This is a genomic window from Secundilactobacillus kimchicus JCM 15530 (assembly GCF_001433995.1).
GTDB lineage: Bacteria > Bacillota > Bacilli > Lactobacillales > Lactobacillaceae > Secundilactobacillus > Secundilactobacillus kimchicus.
The window spans coordinates 264,027-281,489 of the sequence record NZ_AZCX01000002.1 but is presented as its reverse complement, the minus strand read 5'-3'; the positions used below and the strand labels follow the sequence as shown (position 1 = coordinate 281,489).

At 46.0% G+C, this 17,463-nt stretch carries 15 protein-coding genes and 3 CRISPR repeat arrays; of the genes, 2 read left to right on the top strand and 13 right to left on the bottom strand.

The genetic code is table 11. The features are described 5' to 3' along the window. Positions 1–44: 44 nt before the first annotated feature. The 4 genes from FC96_RS03755 to FC96_RS03740 all read right to left on the bottom strand — a co-directional run bounded on the left by FC96_RS03755 (position 45) and on the right by FC96_RS03740 (position 3,148). On the bottom strand, positions 45–995 hold the full coding sequence (locus tag FC96_RS03755) for a DMT family transporter (RefSeq protein ID WP_056942066.1): 951 nt from the start codon (positions 993–995) through the stop codon (positions 45–47). Positions 996–1,010: 15 nt separating this feature from the next. Then, positions 1,011–1,685, bottom strand: a complete 675-nt coding sequence (locus tag FC96_RS03750; RefSeq protein ID WP_056942065.1) for a GntR family transcriptional regulator — start codon at positions 1,683–1,685, stop codon at positions 1,011–1,013. Positions 1,686–1,848: 163 nt separating this feature from the next. After that, positions 1,849–2,499: a sugar O-acetyltransferase gene (locus tag FC96_RS03745; protein ID WP_235804714.1), complete on the bottom strand. Its 651-nt coding sequence runs from the start codon at positions 2,497–2,499 to the stop codon at positions 1,849–1,851. A 73-nt stretch (positions 2,500–2,572) separates the two neighbouring features. Next, positions 2,573–3,148 (bottom strand): TetR/AcrR family transcriptional regulator, encoded by a 576-nt coding sequence (locus FC96_RS03740; RefSeq protein ID WP_056942064.1) that lies wholly within the window; start codon positions 3,146–3,148, stop codon positions 2,573–2,575. 153 nt (positions 3,149–3,301) lie between these two features. On the opposite strand from FC96_RS03740, the gene FC96_RS03735 reads away from it, so the two are divergent. Next, on the top strand, positions 3,302–4,540 hold the full coding sequence (locus tag FC96_RS03735; protein WP_056942063.1) for an MFS transporter: 1,239 nt from the start codon (positions 3,302–3,304) through the stop codon (positions 4,538–4,540). Between the two features lie 42 nt (positions 4,541–4,582). On the opposite strand, the gene FC96_RS03730 is transcribed toward FC96_RS03735, so the two are convergent. Then, a complete protein-coding gene (locus tag FC96_RS03730) occupies positions 4,583–4,945 on the bottom strand; it encodes a hypothetical protein (RefSeq protein ID WP_054659361.1) in 363 nt (120 codons plus the stop codon). 310 nt (positions 4,946–5,255) lie between these two features. On the opposite strand from FC96_RS03730, the gene FC96_RS03725 reads away from it, so the two are divergent. After that, positions 5,256–6,515 carry a DNA/RNA non-specific endonuclease gene (locus FC96_RS03725; protein WP_235804713.1) on the top strand — a complete coding sequence of 420 codons (1,260 nt, stop codon included), beginning with the start codon at positions 5,256–5,258 and terminating at the stop codon, positions 6,513–6,515. 186 nt (positions 6,516–6,701) lie between these two features. After that, a CRISPR array of direct repeats spans positions 6,702–8,072; the repeat unit is 28 nt; unit sequence GGATCACCTCCGCATGTGCGGAGAGTAC. A 484-nt stretch (positions 8,073–8,556) separates the two neighbouring features. On the opposite strand, the gene FC96_RS03720 is transcribed toward FC96_RS03725, so the two are convergent. The 8 genes from FC96_RS03720 to cas7e all read right to left on the bottom strand — a co-directional run bounded on the left by FC96_RS03720 (position 8,557) and on the right by cas7e (position 17,463). After that, positions 8,557–9,420 carry a Fic family protein gene (locus FC96_RS03720; protein WP_056942169.1) on the bottom strand — a complete coding sequence of 288 codons (864 nt, stop codon included), beginning with the start codon at positions 9,418–9,420 and terminating at the stop codon, positions 8,557–8,559. Between the two features lie 282 nt (positions 9,421–9,702). Next, a CRISPR array of direct repeats spans positions 9,703–10,097; the repeat unit is 29 nt; unit sequence AGGATCACCTCTGCGGGTGCAGAGAGTAC. A gap of 1,095 nt (positions 10,098–11,192) precedes the next feature. Continuing rightward, the gene (locus FC96_RS03715; protein ID WP_235804712.1) at positions 11,193–11,750 is read right to left on the bottom strand and encodes a Fic family protein; all 558 of its coding nucleotides are present in this window, start codon (positions 11,748–11,750) and stop codon (positions 11,193–11,195) included. A 23-nt stretch (positions 11,751–11,773) separates the two neighbouring features. Next, entirely contained in the window at positions 11,774–12,019 is a 246-nt protein-coding gene (locus tag FC96_RS13165) for a hypothetical protein (RefSeq protein WP_235804711.1), read from the bottom strand. A gap of 272 nt (positions 12,020–12,291) precedes the next feature. Beyond that, positions 12,292–13,051: direct repeats of the CRISPR family, unit length 28 nt; unit sequence GGATCACCTCTGCGCATGCAGAGAGTAC. 119 nt (positions 13,052–13,170) lie between these two features. Continuing rightward, positions 13,171–14,070 carry a type I-E CRISPR-associated endoribonuclease Cas2e gene (cas2e, locus tag FC96_RS03710; RefSeq protein WP_056942062.1) on the bottom strand — a complete coding sequence of 300 codons (900 nt, stop codon included), beginning with the start codon at positions 14,068–14,070 and terminating at the stop codon, positions 13,171–13,173. Positions 14,071–14,073: 3 nt separating this feature from the next. After that, positions 14,074–15,012: a type I-E CRISPR-associated endonuclease Cas1e gene (gene cas1e / locus FC96_RS03705; RefSeq protein WP_056942061.1), complete on the bottom strand. Its 939-nt coding sequence runs from the start codon at positions 15,010–15,012 to the stop codon at positions 14,074–14,076. A 3-nt stretch (positions 15,013–15,015) separates the two neighbouring features. Beyond that, the gene (cas6e, locus tag FC96_RS03700) at positions 15,016–15,687 is read right to left on the bottom strand and encodes a type I-E CRISPR-associated protein Cas6/Cse3/CasE (protein WP_056942060.1); all 672 of its coding nucleotides are present in this window, start codon (positions 15,685–15,687) and stop codon (positions 15,016–15,018) included. An 11-nt stretch (positions 15,688–15,698) separates the two neighbouring features. Next, entirely contained in the window at positions 15,699–16,409 is a 711-nt protein-coding gene (gene cas5e, locus FC96_RS03695) for a type I-E CRISPR-associated protein Cas5/CasD (RefSeq protein WP_056942059.1), read from the bottom strand. Then, on the bottom strand, positions 16,390–17,463 hold the full coding sequence (cas7e, locus tag FC96_RS03690; protein ID WP_056942058.1) for a type I-E CRISPR-associated protein Cas7/Cse4/CasC: 1,074 nt from the start codon (positions 17,461–17,463) through the stop codon (positions 16,390–16,392). Before cas7e ends, cas5e begins: the two co-directional genes overlap by 20 nt.

Below are 17,463 nucleotides of genomic sequence, written 5' to 3'. Positions count from 1 at the left end.
CAGTCTAGCGCGATTTTTTGATGTGGAGTCACAACGATTTCTTATTAGATTAGCCGGATCAAGACCACACCGCCGACCATCACGAGTAAGCCAAGAATTTGCAGGCCGGTAATGGGATTGCGCTTGGCCCCAAGCCACCCAAATTGATCGACCAATAAACTCCCGGTCATTAGCCCAATCAACACAATGACCACGGCTAGGCCGGTTCCGATGGTTGGTGCGAGGTAGGCATTTCCCAACACGAAAAAGGCGCCGATGAACCCCCCTAGCCACATCCACCATCGATGAACCGGAACGGTTTCACGATAAGTTAAGCGGGGATGCTGGCCGATCACAATCAGGGCCAACAGTACCGTCCCAATTAAAAACGAGATAAGCGCCGCTTTGACTGCGGAGTGCAGGACAAGGCCTAGGTCACCGTTAATAGCAGTCTGACTGGCACTGAGCATCCCCGAAAAGATTCCCCATAACCGCCAAAACCACAGACTGGCTTCTGGTCGGCCGTGAAGCCGGCCGTTCTCCCCAAGCTTATCAGCACGCCGGGCCAAATAACCAGGTAAGGCAACCGTCACCAAGACCCCAATAACCACCAACATGGCGCCAATTCCCCGAACGGCGGACAGCGCTTGAACCCTTGCATGAAACCAACCAAAATTGTCAATCAACAAACCCATCAAAATCTGCCCCAGCACGGGAAAGATGACGGTTTGAACACTACCAAGCTTGGGGAACAACAAGATGTTAGACGTCAAGTAAATCACCCCAAACACCCCACCAAGCCACAGCCAAGCCGGTTGTTGTGTCAATATCGCGCCACTTACCCCAAGGCTTGCTCCAGTTGCCACCGTGACGATGGCCAAGAAAATAGTGCCAATTAAAAATGACAAGAACGAGGATACAAACGGCGAGCCAAAGGCGTCTCGCAACCGGGAATTAATACTGGTTTGAAGCGGCACCCCAAATCCAATGGCAAGGCCCACAATAATGGCAAACATAATACCCCTCCTGCTTTATTCTGACACCGTCGTTGCGACCGATTGAACCTGGGCCATGACCGCGAGCCAGTCAGATTCAATGGCCGCTTTAGCATCTAACGCTACCCCATTTTTCATAGCCGTTAAGACATCGTGATGGCGGTCGTCAAGAACCAATTGGCCACTTTGCTGGGCCAAGTAGTGCGTTTCAACGCGCAGAATATGCCCGTATAACTGATTGGAAAACTGCGTGACGTACGGATTATCGGCCACTTGCAAGATCACCTCGTGAAACGCTCGGTCAGCTTTAAAGATTTGTTGCCAATGGCCGCCTGTGACGGCCTTTTCATAAGCAGCCTGACGTTTCGTTAGCCGATCCAAATCAGCCGCTTTTAACTGCCCCACCGCCTGAGCAGCGGCAATCCCTTCTAGGGATGACATGGTCAAAAATAGGTTAGCTGTTTCAGAGGCATCTAATGGGGCGACCCGCGTCATTTTCCCCGTAGCTAAGATCACAAACCCAACCTCATTAAGTTTCAACAATGCTTCCCGTACCGGCGTCCGGCTGATGCCCACGGCTTGCGCCAGTGACGTTTCCGCCAGTTTTTCATTGGGTTCCAACGTCCCGTCAATAATCCAGTCACGAATTTGGCGATAGGCCTTATCCTTACTGGTTTCTTTTTCAATTATTTTAGTTTTAGGAATTGGCATTTTAAGACTTCCTCATCTAAGATACTGGGCAATGCCCGATAGTTCAGTTTAACATGGTGTATACAGCATTCACCAGTCTAAGTTACCAATCAAACCTAAAAAGGCCCCAGAACGCCAAGTCTTTCAGTCGTTCCGGGGCCTCTATGCTGTTTATCAAAATGGTTTAACGGTGGAAGGTTTCACCGTTTTTTACCTTATCAAGATATTCTTGTGTCACTTTTCGTTGCTTAAAGTAATATTCTTTGTCATGATCGTTAAACTGTCGAACAACCTTAGCCGGATTTCCGTAGGCCAAAGAGTCGGCCGGAATTGACTTGGTGACAACCGAACCCGCACCGATCACACTGTTATCACCAATGGTAACGCCTGGGCAAATCGTCACGCTACCGCCAATCCACACGTTGTTCCCAATTTTAACCGGGAACGCATACTCCGCCCCCGTCCGAAGGCGTAGCTCTGGATCTAACGCGTGCCCCGCCGTGTAAATGCTGACATTAGGTGCCACCAAAACATCGTCACCAAATTCAATGGAAGCCGTATCTAACAGCATCAAGTTAGCATTAGCAAAGAAGTTATTGCCAAGCTTCACGTTGAACCCGTAATCCAAGTGGAAGGGGAGTTCAATAAAATAGTTTTCCCCGACTTGACCTAATAGGGCCTTCAAGATCTTTTTTCGACTATCCAAGTCCCGGTAATGGAGTTGGTTGTAATCGTACAGTAAGTCTCTGGCCTTCATCCGCATCTCCAGTAACTCAGGGGTCTGATGATAGAGTTCGCCGTTCATCATTCGCTCGTACTCGATTTGATTATCCATATTGCCACCTCATTATATTTGTCCGTACAAATATTATACTACACAATTCATCCGGTTAACTAGATGAAAGCGGTTATTTTTCGATCGTGGTCAACTGGTTAATCAGTCGCTGTAGCCCGTACTCAAAACTTTCATCCGCCGGAATCTCGCCGTATTGAAACAACCCCCAAAGCTCATTTTGGACAAACCCCAACACCATGGCACGAAAGAGTCGGGCGCGGTGCCGGGTCATGGTGGCGGTGCTGGTATACGGTTGAATCAGCGCTTCTAAAATATCGATTAATTGCTGTAAATGGTGAATTGCGACTTCTTGATGACGGTAGTTAATGCCACCAAAGGCTAAGCGCGCTTGCTCTGGTTGCGCCAGTAGCAGTCGGCGGAGCATGTGCCCATATTCTTCCAAGGCCCGCTCACCAGAAATGCCAATCAAAGCTTGGCTGATAGCCGCAGTTATTCCGTCTAAAAAGTGCACAATGACCGCCACTTTCAAGGTTTCCTTACTGCTGAAATAAGCATAGAGCGCTTGCGGCTTCACCGCTAGCTCGGCAGCAACGCGACTAAAGCTCAGTGCGTCGCCCCCCTGTTCATCGACAAGTTTAGCGGCAGCGGTCACCACTTTTGCTTCAGATAAGTTCCGTTTTTGAACCATTTTGACCCCCACTTGCATTTTAATTTCAATACGCCTATTATTACTCTTTGTAATTTAAATTTACAACCGTTAATTCAGACACTCGGATTAAAGTGACAGCAGCAAGGCTGTACTCTAATCTAGCACATTATTAATCGAGGCGAAGTTAGCATCATGGATGACACACAACAGGAAAAAAGCCCCTGGCGACGGAACTTAATTGTTCTGTGGGGCTGTACGTTTATTGCCGGGATCGCATTTAGTGAAATCATGCCCTTTATGTCACTGTATGTGAGTGAACTTGGCCATTTTACCAAGGCCGAAGTTTCCTTTTATAGTGGCTTAGTTTACGCAGCCACCTTCTTGGTCACTGCAATTGTTTCACCATTATGGGGCGCCTTGGCTGACCGAAAAGGCCGAAAAATTATGCTGATTCGCGCCTCCTTTGGGATGGCGGTGGCCATGTTTTTAATGGGCCTCGTTAGCAACGTTTGGCAGCTACTCGCTTTGCGGGCGTTGCAAGGTTTATTTTCCGGCTTTATTTCAAATGCTCAAGCGTTAATTGCCACTCAAACACCACGCGACCACAGTGGGCAGGCACTCGGCACCTTAGTGACCGGATCCACGTCTGGGATGCTAATGGGTCCCATTATTGGCGGCGCGCTTGCAGAAGTGTTCTCAATTCGTGACACGTTTTTCATCACAGCGGCCCTCCTCGCGTTAGCCGGCGTTTTGTCGGCCACCCTCGTTAAGGAGTATTTCACCCCGGTCAAGCGTTCCAATCAGTCCGGGAAGAGCGGCATCGGCGGTCTCCTAGCGCAATTTAAGAGCCCCCGCCTGATTATGGTGCTACTTCTCTCGACCATGTTTGTTCAGCTGGGCAATACTTCAATTGCACCGATTATCAGTTTATACGTTAAGCAACTGATGGGCAATCAAGGTCCCATCGCGCTGGTCGCCGGCATTATCGCTGCCCTACCCGGAATATCCAACATTTTAGCAGCTCCGAGATTGGGTGCCTATGGCGATAGTCGCGGCTCCGGTCGCGTGTTGATGGCCGGCTACCTCTTTGCGATGCTGATGTACATTCCACAGGGGCTCGTGACCAGCATCTGGGTGCTGGGATTCCTTCGGCTGATGATTGGAATCTCGGACGGTGCCTTGTTCCCAACGATTCAGACGCTGTTAACGAAAAACTCACCGATTTCAGCAACATCAGCCATTTTCTCGTGGAACCAGTCCTTTCAGGCACTAGGTAACATGTTTGGGTCTCTCTTGGGTGGGTCATTGGCCGGACTGTTTGGCTACAACACTGTATTCATTTCAACCGCATGTCTACTTGCCCTTAACTTTTTGATGCTATGGTTCGTGGAACCGTCATTGCGGTTTAAATTCAATAAAGCAGCAAAATAGCGCCCCTCGACATAAGTCGAGAGCCGCTATTTTTTTGCCTTGTTACTTTTTATTTTTAGGGTCATCCCGGTAAAAACGGCGACCGTCATCATCGTCATCCGGTGTGGTGAACATGCTGCCCATGCCACCCATCCCATTCAACATATCCTTCATCTTATCCATATCCATGTTTTGATACATATCAGCCATGGATTCTTGCATGTTTTCAAATAGCTCGCCCATTTGACCGAGTTGGTTCATGGACTCCTTTTGATCAACGCCCATCTGCTTGAGCATCCGCTTTTGAACTGGCGTCAAGTGCATATCTTTGTATCCCTTGTAGGCGTCTTTCGGCATTTTTCCTTTGCCAGACATGTTTCGCGAGCCGAATTTATATGGATTGGATTTGTTATTTTTCTTAGTCATGGTGTCACCCCGTTTCCTTGAATCGACACTGACTTAATACTAAGCCCTTTTGAGTCAAACGTCATTACTCAATATTGACCAAAGTGTGCAACGCCGATCAATAACTTAAATGCTAACGGCGATGCACGGGGAAACGGCGTACTACGCAAATCGCTTACGATGTCACTTTTTCTAGCGATTTTCTAGGACAACAGGTAATATTAAAGAAGTAACCAACGAAAAGGAGGAAGACCAATTCCGGCTTCACTAATCAGTGTCACACTGACAACAGGGGGTGAAGCCACCACATTAAAAGTTTGGGGAGATTACATTGTCTAACATTATGGAATTTATCGGTGCCTTAGCCATGCTGGGAGGTATCGGAACCGCAATCTACTGGGGTGCCAGCGTAATGCGTCACCGCCACTCGAAACACACTGGCTGGACGGCGATTCTATTGGTAGTTGTGGGCTTTTTTCTTGTCGGGACTAACTCAACTCAGTCCTCATCAAGTTCTGCAAAACACGACGGCGCCCATAAGGCAGCCTTGGTTTCAAAGGCGTCTCAAACGGCCCACCGACAGTCAACGATTAATCATGCGACTAACCATTCAGCATCATCAAAAACTCCCGGGGCTAAGTCGAATCATGGAGCCATCCTGACCCAACTTACCCGCTATACCAATCAGGAATCAGGAGGCCCTAACGGAGACTATTATTATAAAGTCGGCCATGCTCGGCTCTCTAATTTTAGTGGTCTACGAGCAGGTGATGCTCATTTTGCTAGTGATCAACAAGGTCGACCGACAACCGCCAAGGCCGTTTTGACCTACAGCGACTACAGCAATTCCCGCGGTTCGCGTCAAGGCGCTCCGCTACAACCCGTAGGATGGCCTGATAGCAACCCGAAAGTGGCCATCTCATACAAGCTAACTGGCCGCACTTACCACGGATATTTATATAATCGCAGTCACTCAATTGGTGATAGCTTATTAGGAGCCAAATCGTACACATCAGCCAACAACTTCACCACCGGTACCCGGCCACAAAATGTCGGCGCCGACCAAGATGGTGGTATGCGGTATGCAGAAGAGACCGTCGAGAATTACTGGGAAAGTCACCCCAACAGCAAGCAAACTGTTGACTACCAGACAACACCGGTTTATAAAGGTAACGAGCAAATCCCCCGTGGTTCAATCGTCGACATTAAGTCATCCGATGGCACGATTAACACTGAAATCGTCGTCATCAACGCCGCAGAGGGCATTAAAGTCGACTATAACAACGGTAGCAGTGATGCTAAGCCGGTCACGACACCGACTCACCATTCAGTAGTCGCAACCTCTGCCCCAGTTCGACGCCATGCCACAACAACGGCTCGTCAAACTCGCCGCGTCAGCAAGCCCGCTTCCGCAACAACATCCGGAAAGTGGCACGTCGCAGCACCAGGCATGGTTTACGTTTCTGACAGTCACAAGTATTACGCCAAAGTCACCAACCCTGCCAATTACCAATACGAAAGCGAAACACAAGCTCAGGCAGGTGGCGCAGCCCGAGCAGCGCGCGGCAATCAGTATGCGCGGCCGTATTGAGGGGCGTTAGATGGGAATATTAAAAGCGATGCCTTGGGGCATCGCTTTTTTGAGTGGTGGTGATTTGGTTTGATATTTTTGGGCTTTTGGGGTAGTTAGTTAGATGTAAGCAATTAGCCCTGCCCAGGGTCACCTCTGCGTATGCAGAGAGTAGTTTTAACCGGTACCAGCAAGACCTCCAGGCCGGGATTACCTCTGCAGGTGCGGAGAGTACGCACCACTTGTGGTATCGGACTCCCTTATCCTGGGATCACCTCCGCATATGCGGAGAGTACGTTGGTACGCCCACCAGCCTTGCGGGCTTCACGGGATCACCTCCGCATGTGCGGAGAGTACCTTTAGGATATCTCCACCACGGTCGCTTTCAAAGGATCACCTCCGCATGTGCGGAGAGTACGTTTGACGGTAATCTTCGACTGATAGCTGGTCGGGATTACCTCCGCATGTGCGGAGAGTACATCTCGTAGGAAATATTATAGTTAAATGCCACGGGATCACCTCCGCATGTGCGGAGAGTACTTTCTCGAAATTATTTCAGGGTGAGCTAATCGAGGATCACCTCCGCATGTGCGGAGAGTACATTACCGCTTGTCGGTTTCAGTAGCCACAATAAGGATCACCTCCGCATGTGCGGAGAGTACGTAGCTTCCGAAGATTTGAAATACCTTTCTCATGGATCACCTCCGCATGTGCGGAGAGTACGGGGAAGGTGCCACCGTAGACGCGGACGGCTTAGGATCACCTCCGCATGTGCGGAGAGTACTTCCCTAACCAGTCTTTCGGCACTGTAAGGTAGGGATCACCTCCGCATGTGCGGAGAGTACCAGTCACCAATCTTGAACCAAGCACCGGTGCTAGGATCACCTCCGCATGTGCGGAGAGTACTGGTGAGCACCCGGAACTCATGCGCCAAGGATAGGATCACCTCCGCATGTGCGGAGAGTACAAATGATTAATTCTCCATCACTTGAAGAAAAAGGGATCACCTCCGCATGTGCGGAGAGTACTAATCAAATGAGTGAAGATGTAAGACCAGCTTAGGATCACCTCCGCATGTGCGGAGAGTACCAACTTTTCGTATCTTTTTTAGAAACTTTGTTAGGATCACCTCCGCATGTGCGGAGAGTACCCTCGTGTGGCGACCACAGGAGCCGTCGTGGCGGGATCACCTCCGCATGTGCGGAGAGTACTTCTCGAGGAAAATCAGCGTAAGCTCATCGAGAGGATCACCTCCGCATGTGCGGAGAGTACTAAGTGATCATGACGGCATGGAGACAGTGTACTAGGATCACCTCCGCATGTGCGGAGAGTACTCATTTGTAATGATTCCGCCTTGAATAAACCGGGGATCACCTCCGCATGTGCGGAGAGTACCAAAAGATTCTATTCCGAGGGCTGGACGATCCGGGATCACCTCCGCATGTGCGGAGAGTACGTCGAGTGATGCACACGTATCGCAAGTATGAGAGGATCACCTCCGCATGTGCGGAGAGTACGTAGTGAGTTCCGGGCTTCCACAGGGATCTCAAGGATCACCTCCGCATGTGCGGAGAGTACAGTAAACTAATCCTAGTTTAACAGCATCCTTAAATTTCCAAGAACCATTTTTCGATTACTTTCGTCGCACGCAACAAGCACCTAAGTTACGTACTTAATCAGCTTAATCTTTTGACGTTCTACCTGGTTATCAAAATCGCCTTATCATTTGAGTCAGTCTCTGATTTCCCAGGTTTTCAAAACAGGCTGGTCTCGCTCTCTTCGTTTCTGTTTAATCAACTCTAGCTTGAGAATAACTGCAAACAAGATACGATAGCACACTCTATATCTGGGATTCAATATTCTTCTTAAAGTTAGCTATGATACTCCCTATCGCCAGTAATGAGACAATCCTAAACTGTAAACATGAGCCATTATTTTAAATCTTCGTGTTTGAACTCTGTCCTTTTTGAGAAATGACTTATCTCTCATCCCTCTACAGTACAATAAATTTGTATTAGTATTTAAGACGGGGCAAAAGCATCGCTATACCAACCAGAGCCCGTTATCGATCTGAAAATGGTTTGGGTTGGTTGAAATCTGAATTAGGATAATTGGTCGAATTTTTCTCAGGTAAACGTTTTTCATTTTCAGCTTCGCGAATATTTTTTTCATCCAACTTAAGCGTTTCGATCCGACGCTTTAATTCAGCCTCAACATAGTTCGCAATTAGCTGTTCAAAAGCTTGCGCATCACCACTTCTGGCTCGTTCTAATCGATCCATGTACGCATATCGCTCTTGGCGGTCTGGTTGAATGTTGATGACTGGATATCCTGATTGGGCCAAGGCAAGATTCATTAGTAGCCGAGCCGTTCGACCATTACCATCGATAAACGGATGAATCGCAACAAACCGAAGATGTAAATCAGCAGCATAAATAACCGGGTGCAATTTCCCTTGATTTTTATTGGCCCACTCAATAAGCTGATCCATACTTGGCCGAATATTTATTGGACTAACATATGGATGATTTTCTAAACCGTTTGGCCAAACGCTAACCGCACGATAGACGCCCGCCTCAGATTTGTCTGATGTGGTCTGCAAGGTAACAATACGATTTAAATCTCGGACGGTCGTTTGAGTCAGAGGCTCTTTTTTAGAGGCTAAAGACATCATGTACTCATAGGCTTCGTTTAAGTCTAACGTTTCTAGAATATCTTTGACCGATGCACCGTGCACGGTAACGCCAGTATTCAAAATGGAAGCTGCCTCGAACTGATCTAAACGATTCCCTTCGATAGCGTTTGAGGACCAGACGTGTTCAATTCGGGTCTCTTTTTCTAATTGACGCACCTGCTGTTGCGACAATGGCCGAAATCGGTCCATTTCTGTTTTGAGAGCAGTTATCCGTCGAAGCAGTGTTTGCATATCCCCTTTTGGCACTAAACATTCCTCCAATTCGTTCAATTATGACATCTGTAGGCCGATTATCATTTAAAGTCGATGTCCGACTATCAAAATGATTTGAAAGCCACCTCCGCTGGTGCGGAAACTACGTTAAAATTGTACGAATCGTGTCATTAGAGTTGAAATCAACCCTGTACGTTCAGAGAAAACTTACATTTATTATAGTACACAATATGTGACTTGAAACCATCTCTGCGCAGGCGGAGAGTACGCAAATTTTTCTAAAAACCACTGTCACGGATTAGGACCACCTCTGCGCCTGCAGAGAGTACCTTTTGGGTATAACGAACCAGTCAAGAAGATGAGGATCACCTCTGCGGGTGCAGAGAGTACTGTCGAATCGCTATCCAACTCAGATCGATTGTAGGATCACCTCTGCGGGTGCAGAGAGTACTGACGCCAAGCAAGCTGCCATTGACCAGTCACAGGATCACCTCTGCGGGTGCAGAGAGTACGTACCTTGTTCTGTGATTTGATAGTGCTGGAAAGGATCACCTCTGCGGGTGCAGAGAGTACCAATTCCGGCCGATTATTTCAAACAAGAATATAGGATCACCTCTGCGGGTGCAGAGAGTACGACCTTTGGCAATGCCGCCATTTGGGTAGCTTGGGATCACCTCTGCGGGTGCAGAGAGTACAGTAAAAAATCGGCGGTTTAATACCCTTTTAGATTACCCTGACACTAATTTTTCATTAGTTTCCGTCAGCGAGTAAAATAATTCAATAATAAATACACACTTTCATTTTAACCGTAATCGGCAAAAAAATACCCAACAAATAATATGAATTTTGGTCAAATCTCGTCAAATCTTTACGTTGCGCTTTAATTAATCGGGGCCAAGTATACCTAGCTTTTTCTGCCCTGAAACGAACGGCTGAGAAATTAAAACCAGCATCAAACAGCATTAATTTGCTATGACAAAAAACGACTTTCTAGACGCTTCAGATGCAAAGTAAAAAATTGAGACGCCAGATCATTAGAATTCTCCTCCGCAGGTGCGGAGAGTACTATGACCTCAAAATCCCGGTTTAGCCGAATTTAGGATCACCTCCGCAGGTGCGGAGAGTACGTAAACTAATTCTATTTTAACAGTATTTTCAAATCTCCAATGAGCATTTTTAATTACTTTCGCCGTACGCAACAAACACGTTGGTAAAGTTCTTAATCAGCTTAATCTTTTGACGTTTTACCAGGATATCAAAGTCTCCCTGTCATTTGAGTCGGTCTCTGTTTTTCCAAGTTTTTAAAAACCTGATCTTATTTTCTTGTCGATCCCGTTCAAACAATGCTAACTTAATAATAACTGTGGGCGGGATACTGTTAGTTGATTCTTTCCCTAAAATTCATGATACTCCTCAAGATGCACTGTGATGCTTCCTATCACCATTACTAATACCACCAATACTCAGGAACTGAGAACCATTAATTTAAGTCTTAATGTCTGGATGCTATCCTTTTTTGAGAAATGATTCTCGCTCCCCACCCCTCTAACGTGCGATAAATTTTTCCTCAGAATTTAAGTATAGATCAAAAGAATCACTATACCAGCCAAAATTTGTTGTTGAAACCAATGCTTTAAGAATTTCAATTGAGGTTTCCTATATTGGTCAGTAGTCTGAAACGACAATGGGAATATCTCCAGAAATACCGAAACGCATTTTAGTTGCGTCCATTTAAAGTTACACCTGTTATCGATCTTAAATTAATGAAAATCGGAATTAGGATCATCAGTCTAATTTTTTTCGTCAAAACGTGTTTCACTTTCAGCTTTGCGAATACTTTTTTCACTCAGCTTTAGCGTCTCAATCCGACGCTTTAACTCAGCCTCAGCGTAGCCTACAATTAACTGGTCGAAAGCGTGCTCATCACCGCTTCTGGCTTGCTCTAGTCGATCCATGTACGTGTATCGCTCTTGACGAACGGGTTGAACGTTGCTGACTTGGTGTCCTGATTGTGCCAAGGCGAAATTCATTAGTAAGCGGGCTGTCCGACCATTACCGTCAATAAATGGGCGAATTGCAACAAACCGCAAATGAAAGTCTGCGGCATAAACAACCGGGTGTAATTTCTCCTGATTCGCATTAGCCCACTCAATGAGTCGATCTATACTCGGCCGTATGTTCATTGGGTCAAGGTATGGGTGATTTTCTAGACCGTTTAGCCAGACACTAACCGCACGATAAACTCCCACCTCAGATTTGTCTGGAGCAGTCTGCATGGTAACGATACGATTTAAATCACGGATGGTCGTTTGAGTCAGGGGTTCTTTTTGAGAGGCTAAAGACATCATGTACTCGTAGGCCTGGTTTAAGTCTAATGTTTAATATCTTTAACCGATGCACCGTGAACGGTAACACCAGTATTCAGAATGGACGCTGTCTCAAAACGGTCTAAATGATTCCCCTCAATTGCGTTCGAGGACCAAACGTGTTCAATTCGGGTCTCTTTTTCTAATTGGCGTACCTGCTGTTTCGACAACGGCCGAAATTGGCCATTTCTGTTTTGAGAGCAGTGAGCCGCCGAAGCTGCATTTGCATATCCTCTTTTGGCACTAAACATTCCTCCAGTTCGTTTACGACAGATGATGGCATCTGTAGGCCGATTATCATTTAAAGTCGAATGCTCGACTATCGAAATGATGTGGAAGCCACCTCCGCATATGCAGAGAATACATTGGAATTGGTTGAACCGTTGCGTCTGAGTTGAGATTACGGCCGTGCGTTAGGAGAAAACTTACTACCACTATAGTACACAATTTGTGACCTGAAATCACCTTTGCGTGTGTGCGGAATCTATCGTTGAATCCTAAAACAATGGTCTGCCGCGGTTCCGGATCACCTTTGCACATGCGGAGACTACCGACGAGCGGGCGCAATTGACGTTGACGACGTGGGATCACCTCTGCGCATGCAGAGAGTACCTATCCTAGATATTTCTGTAATTCTATTTGTCAGGATCACCTCTGCGCATGCAGAGAGTACACTACGAAACCGTGCCGGAAAAGATTTGGTCGAGGATCACCTCTGCGCATGCAGAGAGTACGGCACTACCCACAAGCTTAATTTCGGTCTTGTGGGATCACCTCTGCGCATGCAGAGAGTACATTTTCTCAGTAGTGTCCGAGTCGGCACTACCAGGATCACCTCTGCGCATGCAGAGAGTACTGGTTTGATTTGCGATGGCGACGTTGGTAATTGGGATCACCTCTGCGCATGCAGAGAGTACGACGTTAACCCGGTCTTATCCGACAAATAGATGGGATCACCTCTGCGCATGCAGAGAGTACTACTCTTTGAGCTTCTGGGTAGCCGTCTTCACGGGATCACCTCTGCGCATGCAGAGAGTACTTCGTCTTATCCGATCGGACCACCCGAATCGTAGGATCACCTCTGCGCATGCAGAGAGTACTTATCGTAGTCGTAATACTGCATCTGCGTGAAGGGATCACCTCTGCGCATGCAGAGAGTACTCATTTAAGGATTTTTTTACATTACCAAACCAGGGATCACCTCTGCGCATGCAGAGAGTACGTTGATAGGGCAAAGAACTCTTCGGAGGTCATGGGATCACCTCTGCGCATGCAGAGAGTACAGTAAAAGATCCCCGGCCTATCAACATTTCCAAAATCCCAAATACCATTTTTTCATGACTTTCTTTGATTCAGCAAGATAATCTGTTATTAAATCAACACTCTCAATTTAACTATTTTCTCAAAAAATTAAGTCTTGATTTTCTATGAGCTTCTCCGCTAAGGCAAAAGTTGCTTCAGCATCCGAATCCGCATGGTGCGGGGTAGAATTTGTAATATCATATTCAGCCAAAACCGTACTCAACCTATAATTATCAATAAAGCGATTCCTCTTTTTGACAATCGGCAATAAATCAATCATTTGATTGTGTAGCGTTTTTTCTTGGACTAGCTTTAGACTCTTAGACAAAAAAGCATCATCAAATTGTAAGTTATAACCCACTAATGGTGCATCATCAATAAATTCAAGGAAGCGAGTTAACGCTACTTGAAGTGAAACACCTTTTTTCTCAAGTATTTCAGTAGATAACCCGGTTAATTTTGTTATTTCAGGCGAAATAACCCGGTCTGTCTGGATCAATAGAGAAAGTTTCTTTAATTCCCCATCTTCGCCTTTTTTAATGGCTCCAATGGAAATTAAATCATCTTTTGTAAGATCTAATCCGGTCGTCTCAACATCAACTGCCACAAATAACGGCATTTTAACCTGGTAAGCTTTTGACTTCTTTGACCGCTTAGAATACATCTTAATCCGATGGAATTTGGCTGCATCACTGAAGCCTAACTTTTTAGAGCTAGGCGATTTTACTTGATTGAGCCTCTTTAGAAGCGGAATCCCATCAAAATCGACAATTTCATGATCAGTCCTGGTTGTTCGAAATTGATAACCTAATTCGTTTTGAGCATTGTAAACCATGACCGCTTGCCCCGAACCGATATCTCTAATAATCCGCTCCCAGACTTGGTCTCGAACCTTAGCATTCACATTACCGACATAAACTCCCGTTTGGACTTCTTGGTACCACTTCGTCAGATCACCGCGTAACGATGGTGGTACCTTACTTAATGTAATCACAATCATGGTCTACTCCTCGTATTCTGCATACTGAACACCAAATTTTTGAAGACCAAGTCGATCATCCCACAAATTCAAGACCGACACCTCGTCAGAATTATCAACACCCAATAGCTTCTTCAGATCAGCCACCATGCGAACCATAAGTTTACCGTCCATGAATGCATCGCGCATCGCTTGCCGAGTTCTAGTTCCAATATCTTTATCGTTGCCAAACTCCGCAGTGACCTGAAAGGCAATCGGAATAGAATATTCTGCTTTGTATAAATCTGCAAAATCGTACACAAAAGATAAATCGTGACCCGTATGGACAAACCCTAGCGCTGCAGATACGCCTAAAGCAACGATAACACTATAACTTAACCCATAAAGTGCTTGATGAGCGGCTGTTAAAGCTTTATTAATCGGCGTTCCAGAATCAAAATCATTAGGATTGTATTCCCTCCGTGACCACGCGACTCCTGTCTCTTGAGACTGCATCCGATAGACTCTTCGAACCCGGGCGCCCTCTTTACCTCTTAATTCTTGCATGGTCAACTGAGAAACATCCTCGTCCGGGAACCGCATTTGATACATTTGCCTAGCCACAGCGACTCTACTACGACGGTTGGAAACTAACTTTGCTTGTGCTTCGATCAGTGCAGAAGAGTGATTCAAAGAACGGCCATGCGCGTATTGTCGGACCCCGTGCTCTCCAACCCAGACAACACTCAAACCTGAACTGCCCATCAATTCCATAGCCCGGTGAGTCACATCAACTCCTGGCCCCAGCAATAACACACTCAGTATGGCAGCGGGGACGAACACCGTCCCTTTTGAATCCGCAACAACAATTGCACTGTCCTGTCGATTAAGTTTCGCATGCTCAAGGTATAAAAAGCTTACCCGGTTTTTAACCCGACTTAATTCTGACAATTCTGGTTTTTTAGCACCAACCTGTTTTTTCATCCATCACACCTCAGATAAAACTGTCATAAGTCCCATCCCAAAGGCCTTTTCTCGGCCCAATCCTTGAATTAACATTTGCCGAAACACGTCAGAATCAGTCACTTTGAGTATCCCTTCGAAAGTCACTCTACTCAAATGAACAACACGATTACCTTTCCGATTGAGCACTGGATGATCCCGATGTACAATGTCAAACAAATATTGATCATCTGCATCCGGTATCATGTCATTTGTTCGCGTCATAATCTCAAAACCAGCATTTGCTGATTTTTTAATTAACCAATGACGTTGCTGTTCAATAGTGACGTGAGGATAAACCTTCCCCCTCTCTTTACCAGGCTGCGGGTCAGCATAGGTGGGATTCGCGGTCACTCTAAACCGAAGCACTTGGCCGACTTTGATTGAGGTGAGCAAGTGGTCATAGGATTTCGAAAGGAAAGTATTTTCTACACCATACTTCGAAAACTCCTTCAACGATGGTTTTTCTTCACTTAGCACCATTAGGTATAATTCACCATACAATGGATCAATTCGCCACAAGTGCCGCCGTCTAACGCCTGCCTCAATCTCTGCCGGAAAGCTCTTTTCCACCCAATCATGATACGCACCTAGGTGGGTTAACGGTCGGATTTTTTGGCGATTTTCTGTATCGATTTTAATTCTAGATAAATACATCGCATTTCCCCCTATACACCTTCGATTGCATCATGGCTGCCTTCATGAAAAGTTGAGTCAGCCGTGAATGTGTCATTTTTCAGCAAAATAAATTCTTGTACAACCGGCCGGTAGTCAAGCTGACGATTCCGTTGATCAAATGAAATAACGCGATCCTTGGCTAAGTCTTCATGCTGATTAGGCAACAATTTTGCATCCGCAATTAATTCAACAGTAATGGTCTCCTCATGCTGGCGTTTCTTATACCACGTCGATGCCTGCCATTTCAATTTTTTCAGCACATCAACAGGCTGACTGTTTCTATGAATTGTTAAACTTAGTGGTCCAGCTGGTACGTTAGCCCGCCGGCCTAAATATAATTGATAAACTGGGTGCCTCAACGCATCTGAAATTTTCTCGATTTGCTCGTCATCACCTTCAAAGGCAACAACAAAAACCGCGTCTTGAAGATAATCACGATATGTCACTTTTCGTGTGTTTTTCTTCCATTCAACTGTTTGGAAATCCGTCAGTGTTCGACCAGGCTGATCAATTCGAACTGCAAAAGCTAGCTCATTTAATGCTTGAATACGCGGATCAGTCCGCTGATACCCCAAAGCGGCTGAAATCAGTCCAATGACAGCACTCTTAGATGGGTAGGTTGCCGCAGTCCTCCGAGAAAAAGAGGCCTGATTACCGTAGGATTGCAGAGGAGAAGTTAATCTAAGCGTTAAAGTCTTCATCCGATACCACCTCTTCCACCGCAGCACTCACTTTATTTAATAGGTCCGACAAGTTATCAGCAGGGGCCCCCAATTCAGTGCCTTCCTGACTCAAAACAACATTAAATAATGGATTTTCAACTATCTTACCGGCTTTATTGTACTCAAGTTCTAACTGGGAAATTGAATCTTTAACATAGCCATCGTTTGAGCGTATCGCTGATTCAAAAGCTGATACCAGGTTCACTGGCGTATCTTGCCGCAAAGTAACCATAACGTACTGAGGCAACGTCTTATTAGCAAATGTTTTTTGCTTACCCGTAGGCATGGTCAGCGCAAATTCTTTAATGAACGCTTGAACTCCTTCTATCGCCGTTTCTGATCCAATATTATGAATCAGTTCCTTAACATTCAAATTCGCATAACGATACAAAGTTGCAGAATTGAATTCAATGGAACCTAGCATAGACGCACCAGCATTATCCTTAGGCGATAAATCATCTAAAGCTGTAAAGTAATCAAATTCTGGTTGAATTTCATGAGTTGAAATGGCATGAGCAACCTGCGCCGATCCTTCCACATTAAGTTCCGGATTGTCAGCAACCATCCGACCAAATAAAGCAAGATCTAACGATTGATTGCCGTTAATAACTGCCTTCAACTCTTTTTTATCTAATTCTTCGTTGTTTAAAGCATACTCAGCTATTTTTTCAATCTGACCTCGACTAATCAGCAATAGTGCACCGGTTTCGCCATCTTTATTGATCTTTATCCCCGCCGTTTTTAATATCTCAGTTGCTTGTTCCACAGAATCTTCCGCCGATAAATCTGGCATCTTCTCAACCAAAGCATCCGCTAACATGTTGAGAACTTTTTTGGTTCTAACACCGACCGAGTAGTCATCATTTTTAAATCCGGCCCGCATCGCGTGCTTCCAACTCTGAGAGGAAACCCGTGAACGTGTCACGCCACCGTACACAGCAGTTTTTGGTGAACCAGTATCATCCCGGTTAATGTTAGAAGATGGAACCGTTTGAAGTACGTGAACGTCAATATATAAATTTGAATTAGTCAT

Excerpts from the sequence above, each read along its gene's own strand:
- FC96_RS03755 (WP_056942066.1), bottom strand. The coding sequence starts at position 995 with ATGTTTGCCATTATTGTGGGCCTTGCCATTGGATTTGGGGTGCCGCTT.
- FC96_RS03750 (WP_056942065.1), bottom strand. The coding sequence starts at position 1,685 with ATGCCAATTCCTAAAACTAAAATAATTGAAAAAGAAACCAGTAAGGAT.
- FC96_RS03745 (WP_235804714.1), bottom strand. The coding sequence starts at position 2,499 with ATGGATAATCAAATCGAGTACGAGCGAATGATGAACGGCGAACTCTAT.
- FC96_RS03740 (WP_056942064.1), bottom strand. The coding sequence starts at position 3,148 with ATGGTTCAAAAACGGAACTTATCTGAAGCAAAAGTGGTGACCGCTGCC.
- FC96_RS03735 (WP_056942063.1), top strand. The coding sequence starts at position 3,302 with ATGGATGACACACAACAGGAAAAAAGCCCCTGGCGACGGAACTTAATT.
- FC96_RS03730 (WP_054659361.1), bottom strand. The coding sequence starts at position 4,945 with ATGACTAAGAAAAATAACAAATCCAATCCATATAAATTCGGCTCGCGA.
- FC96_RS03720 (WP_056942169.1), bottom strand. The coding sequence starts at position 9,420 with ATGCAAACACTGCTTCGACGGATAACTGCTCTCAAAACAGAAATGGAC.
- FC96_RS03715 (WP_235804712.1), bottom strand. The coding sequence starts at position 11,750 with ATGATGTCTTTAGCCTCTCAAAAAGAACCCCTGACTCAAACGACCATC.
- FC96_RS13165 (WP_235804711.1), bottom strand. The coding sequence starts at position 12,019 with ATGTTTAGTGCCAAAAGAGGATATGCAAATGCAGCTTCGGCGGCTCAC.
- cas2e (WP_056942062.1), bottom strand. The coding sequence starts at position 14,070 with ATGATTGTGATTACATTAAGTAAGGTACCACCATCGTTACGCGGTGAT.
- cas1e (WP_056942061.1), bottom strand. The coding sequence starts at position 15,012 with ATGAAAAAACAGGTTGGTGCTAAAAAACCAGAATTGTCAGAATTAAGT.
- cas6e (WP_056942060.1), bottom strand. The coding sequence starts at position 15,687 with ATGTATTTATCTAGAATTAAAATCGATACAGAAAATCGCCAAAAAATC.
- cas5e (WP_056942059.1), bottom strand. The coding sequence starts at position 16,409 with ATGAAGACTTTAACGCTTAGATTAACTTCTCCTCTGCAATCCTACGGT.
- cas7e (WP_056942058.1), bottom strand. The coding sequence starts at position 17,463 with ATGACTAATTCAAATTTATATATTGACGTTCACGTACTTCAAACGGTT.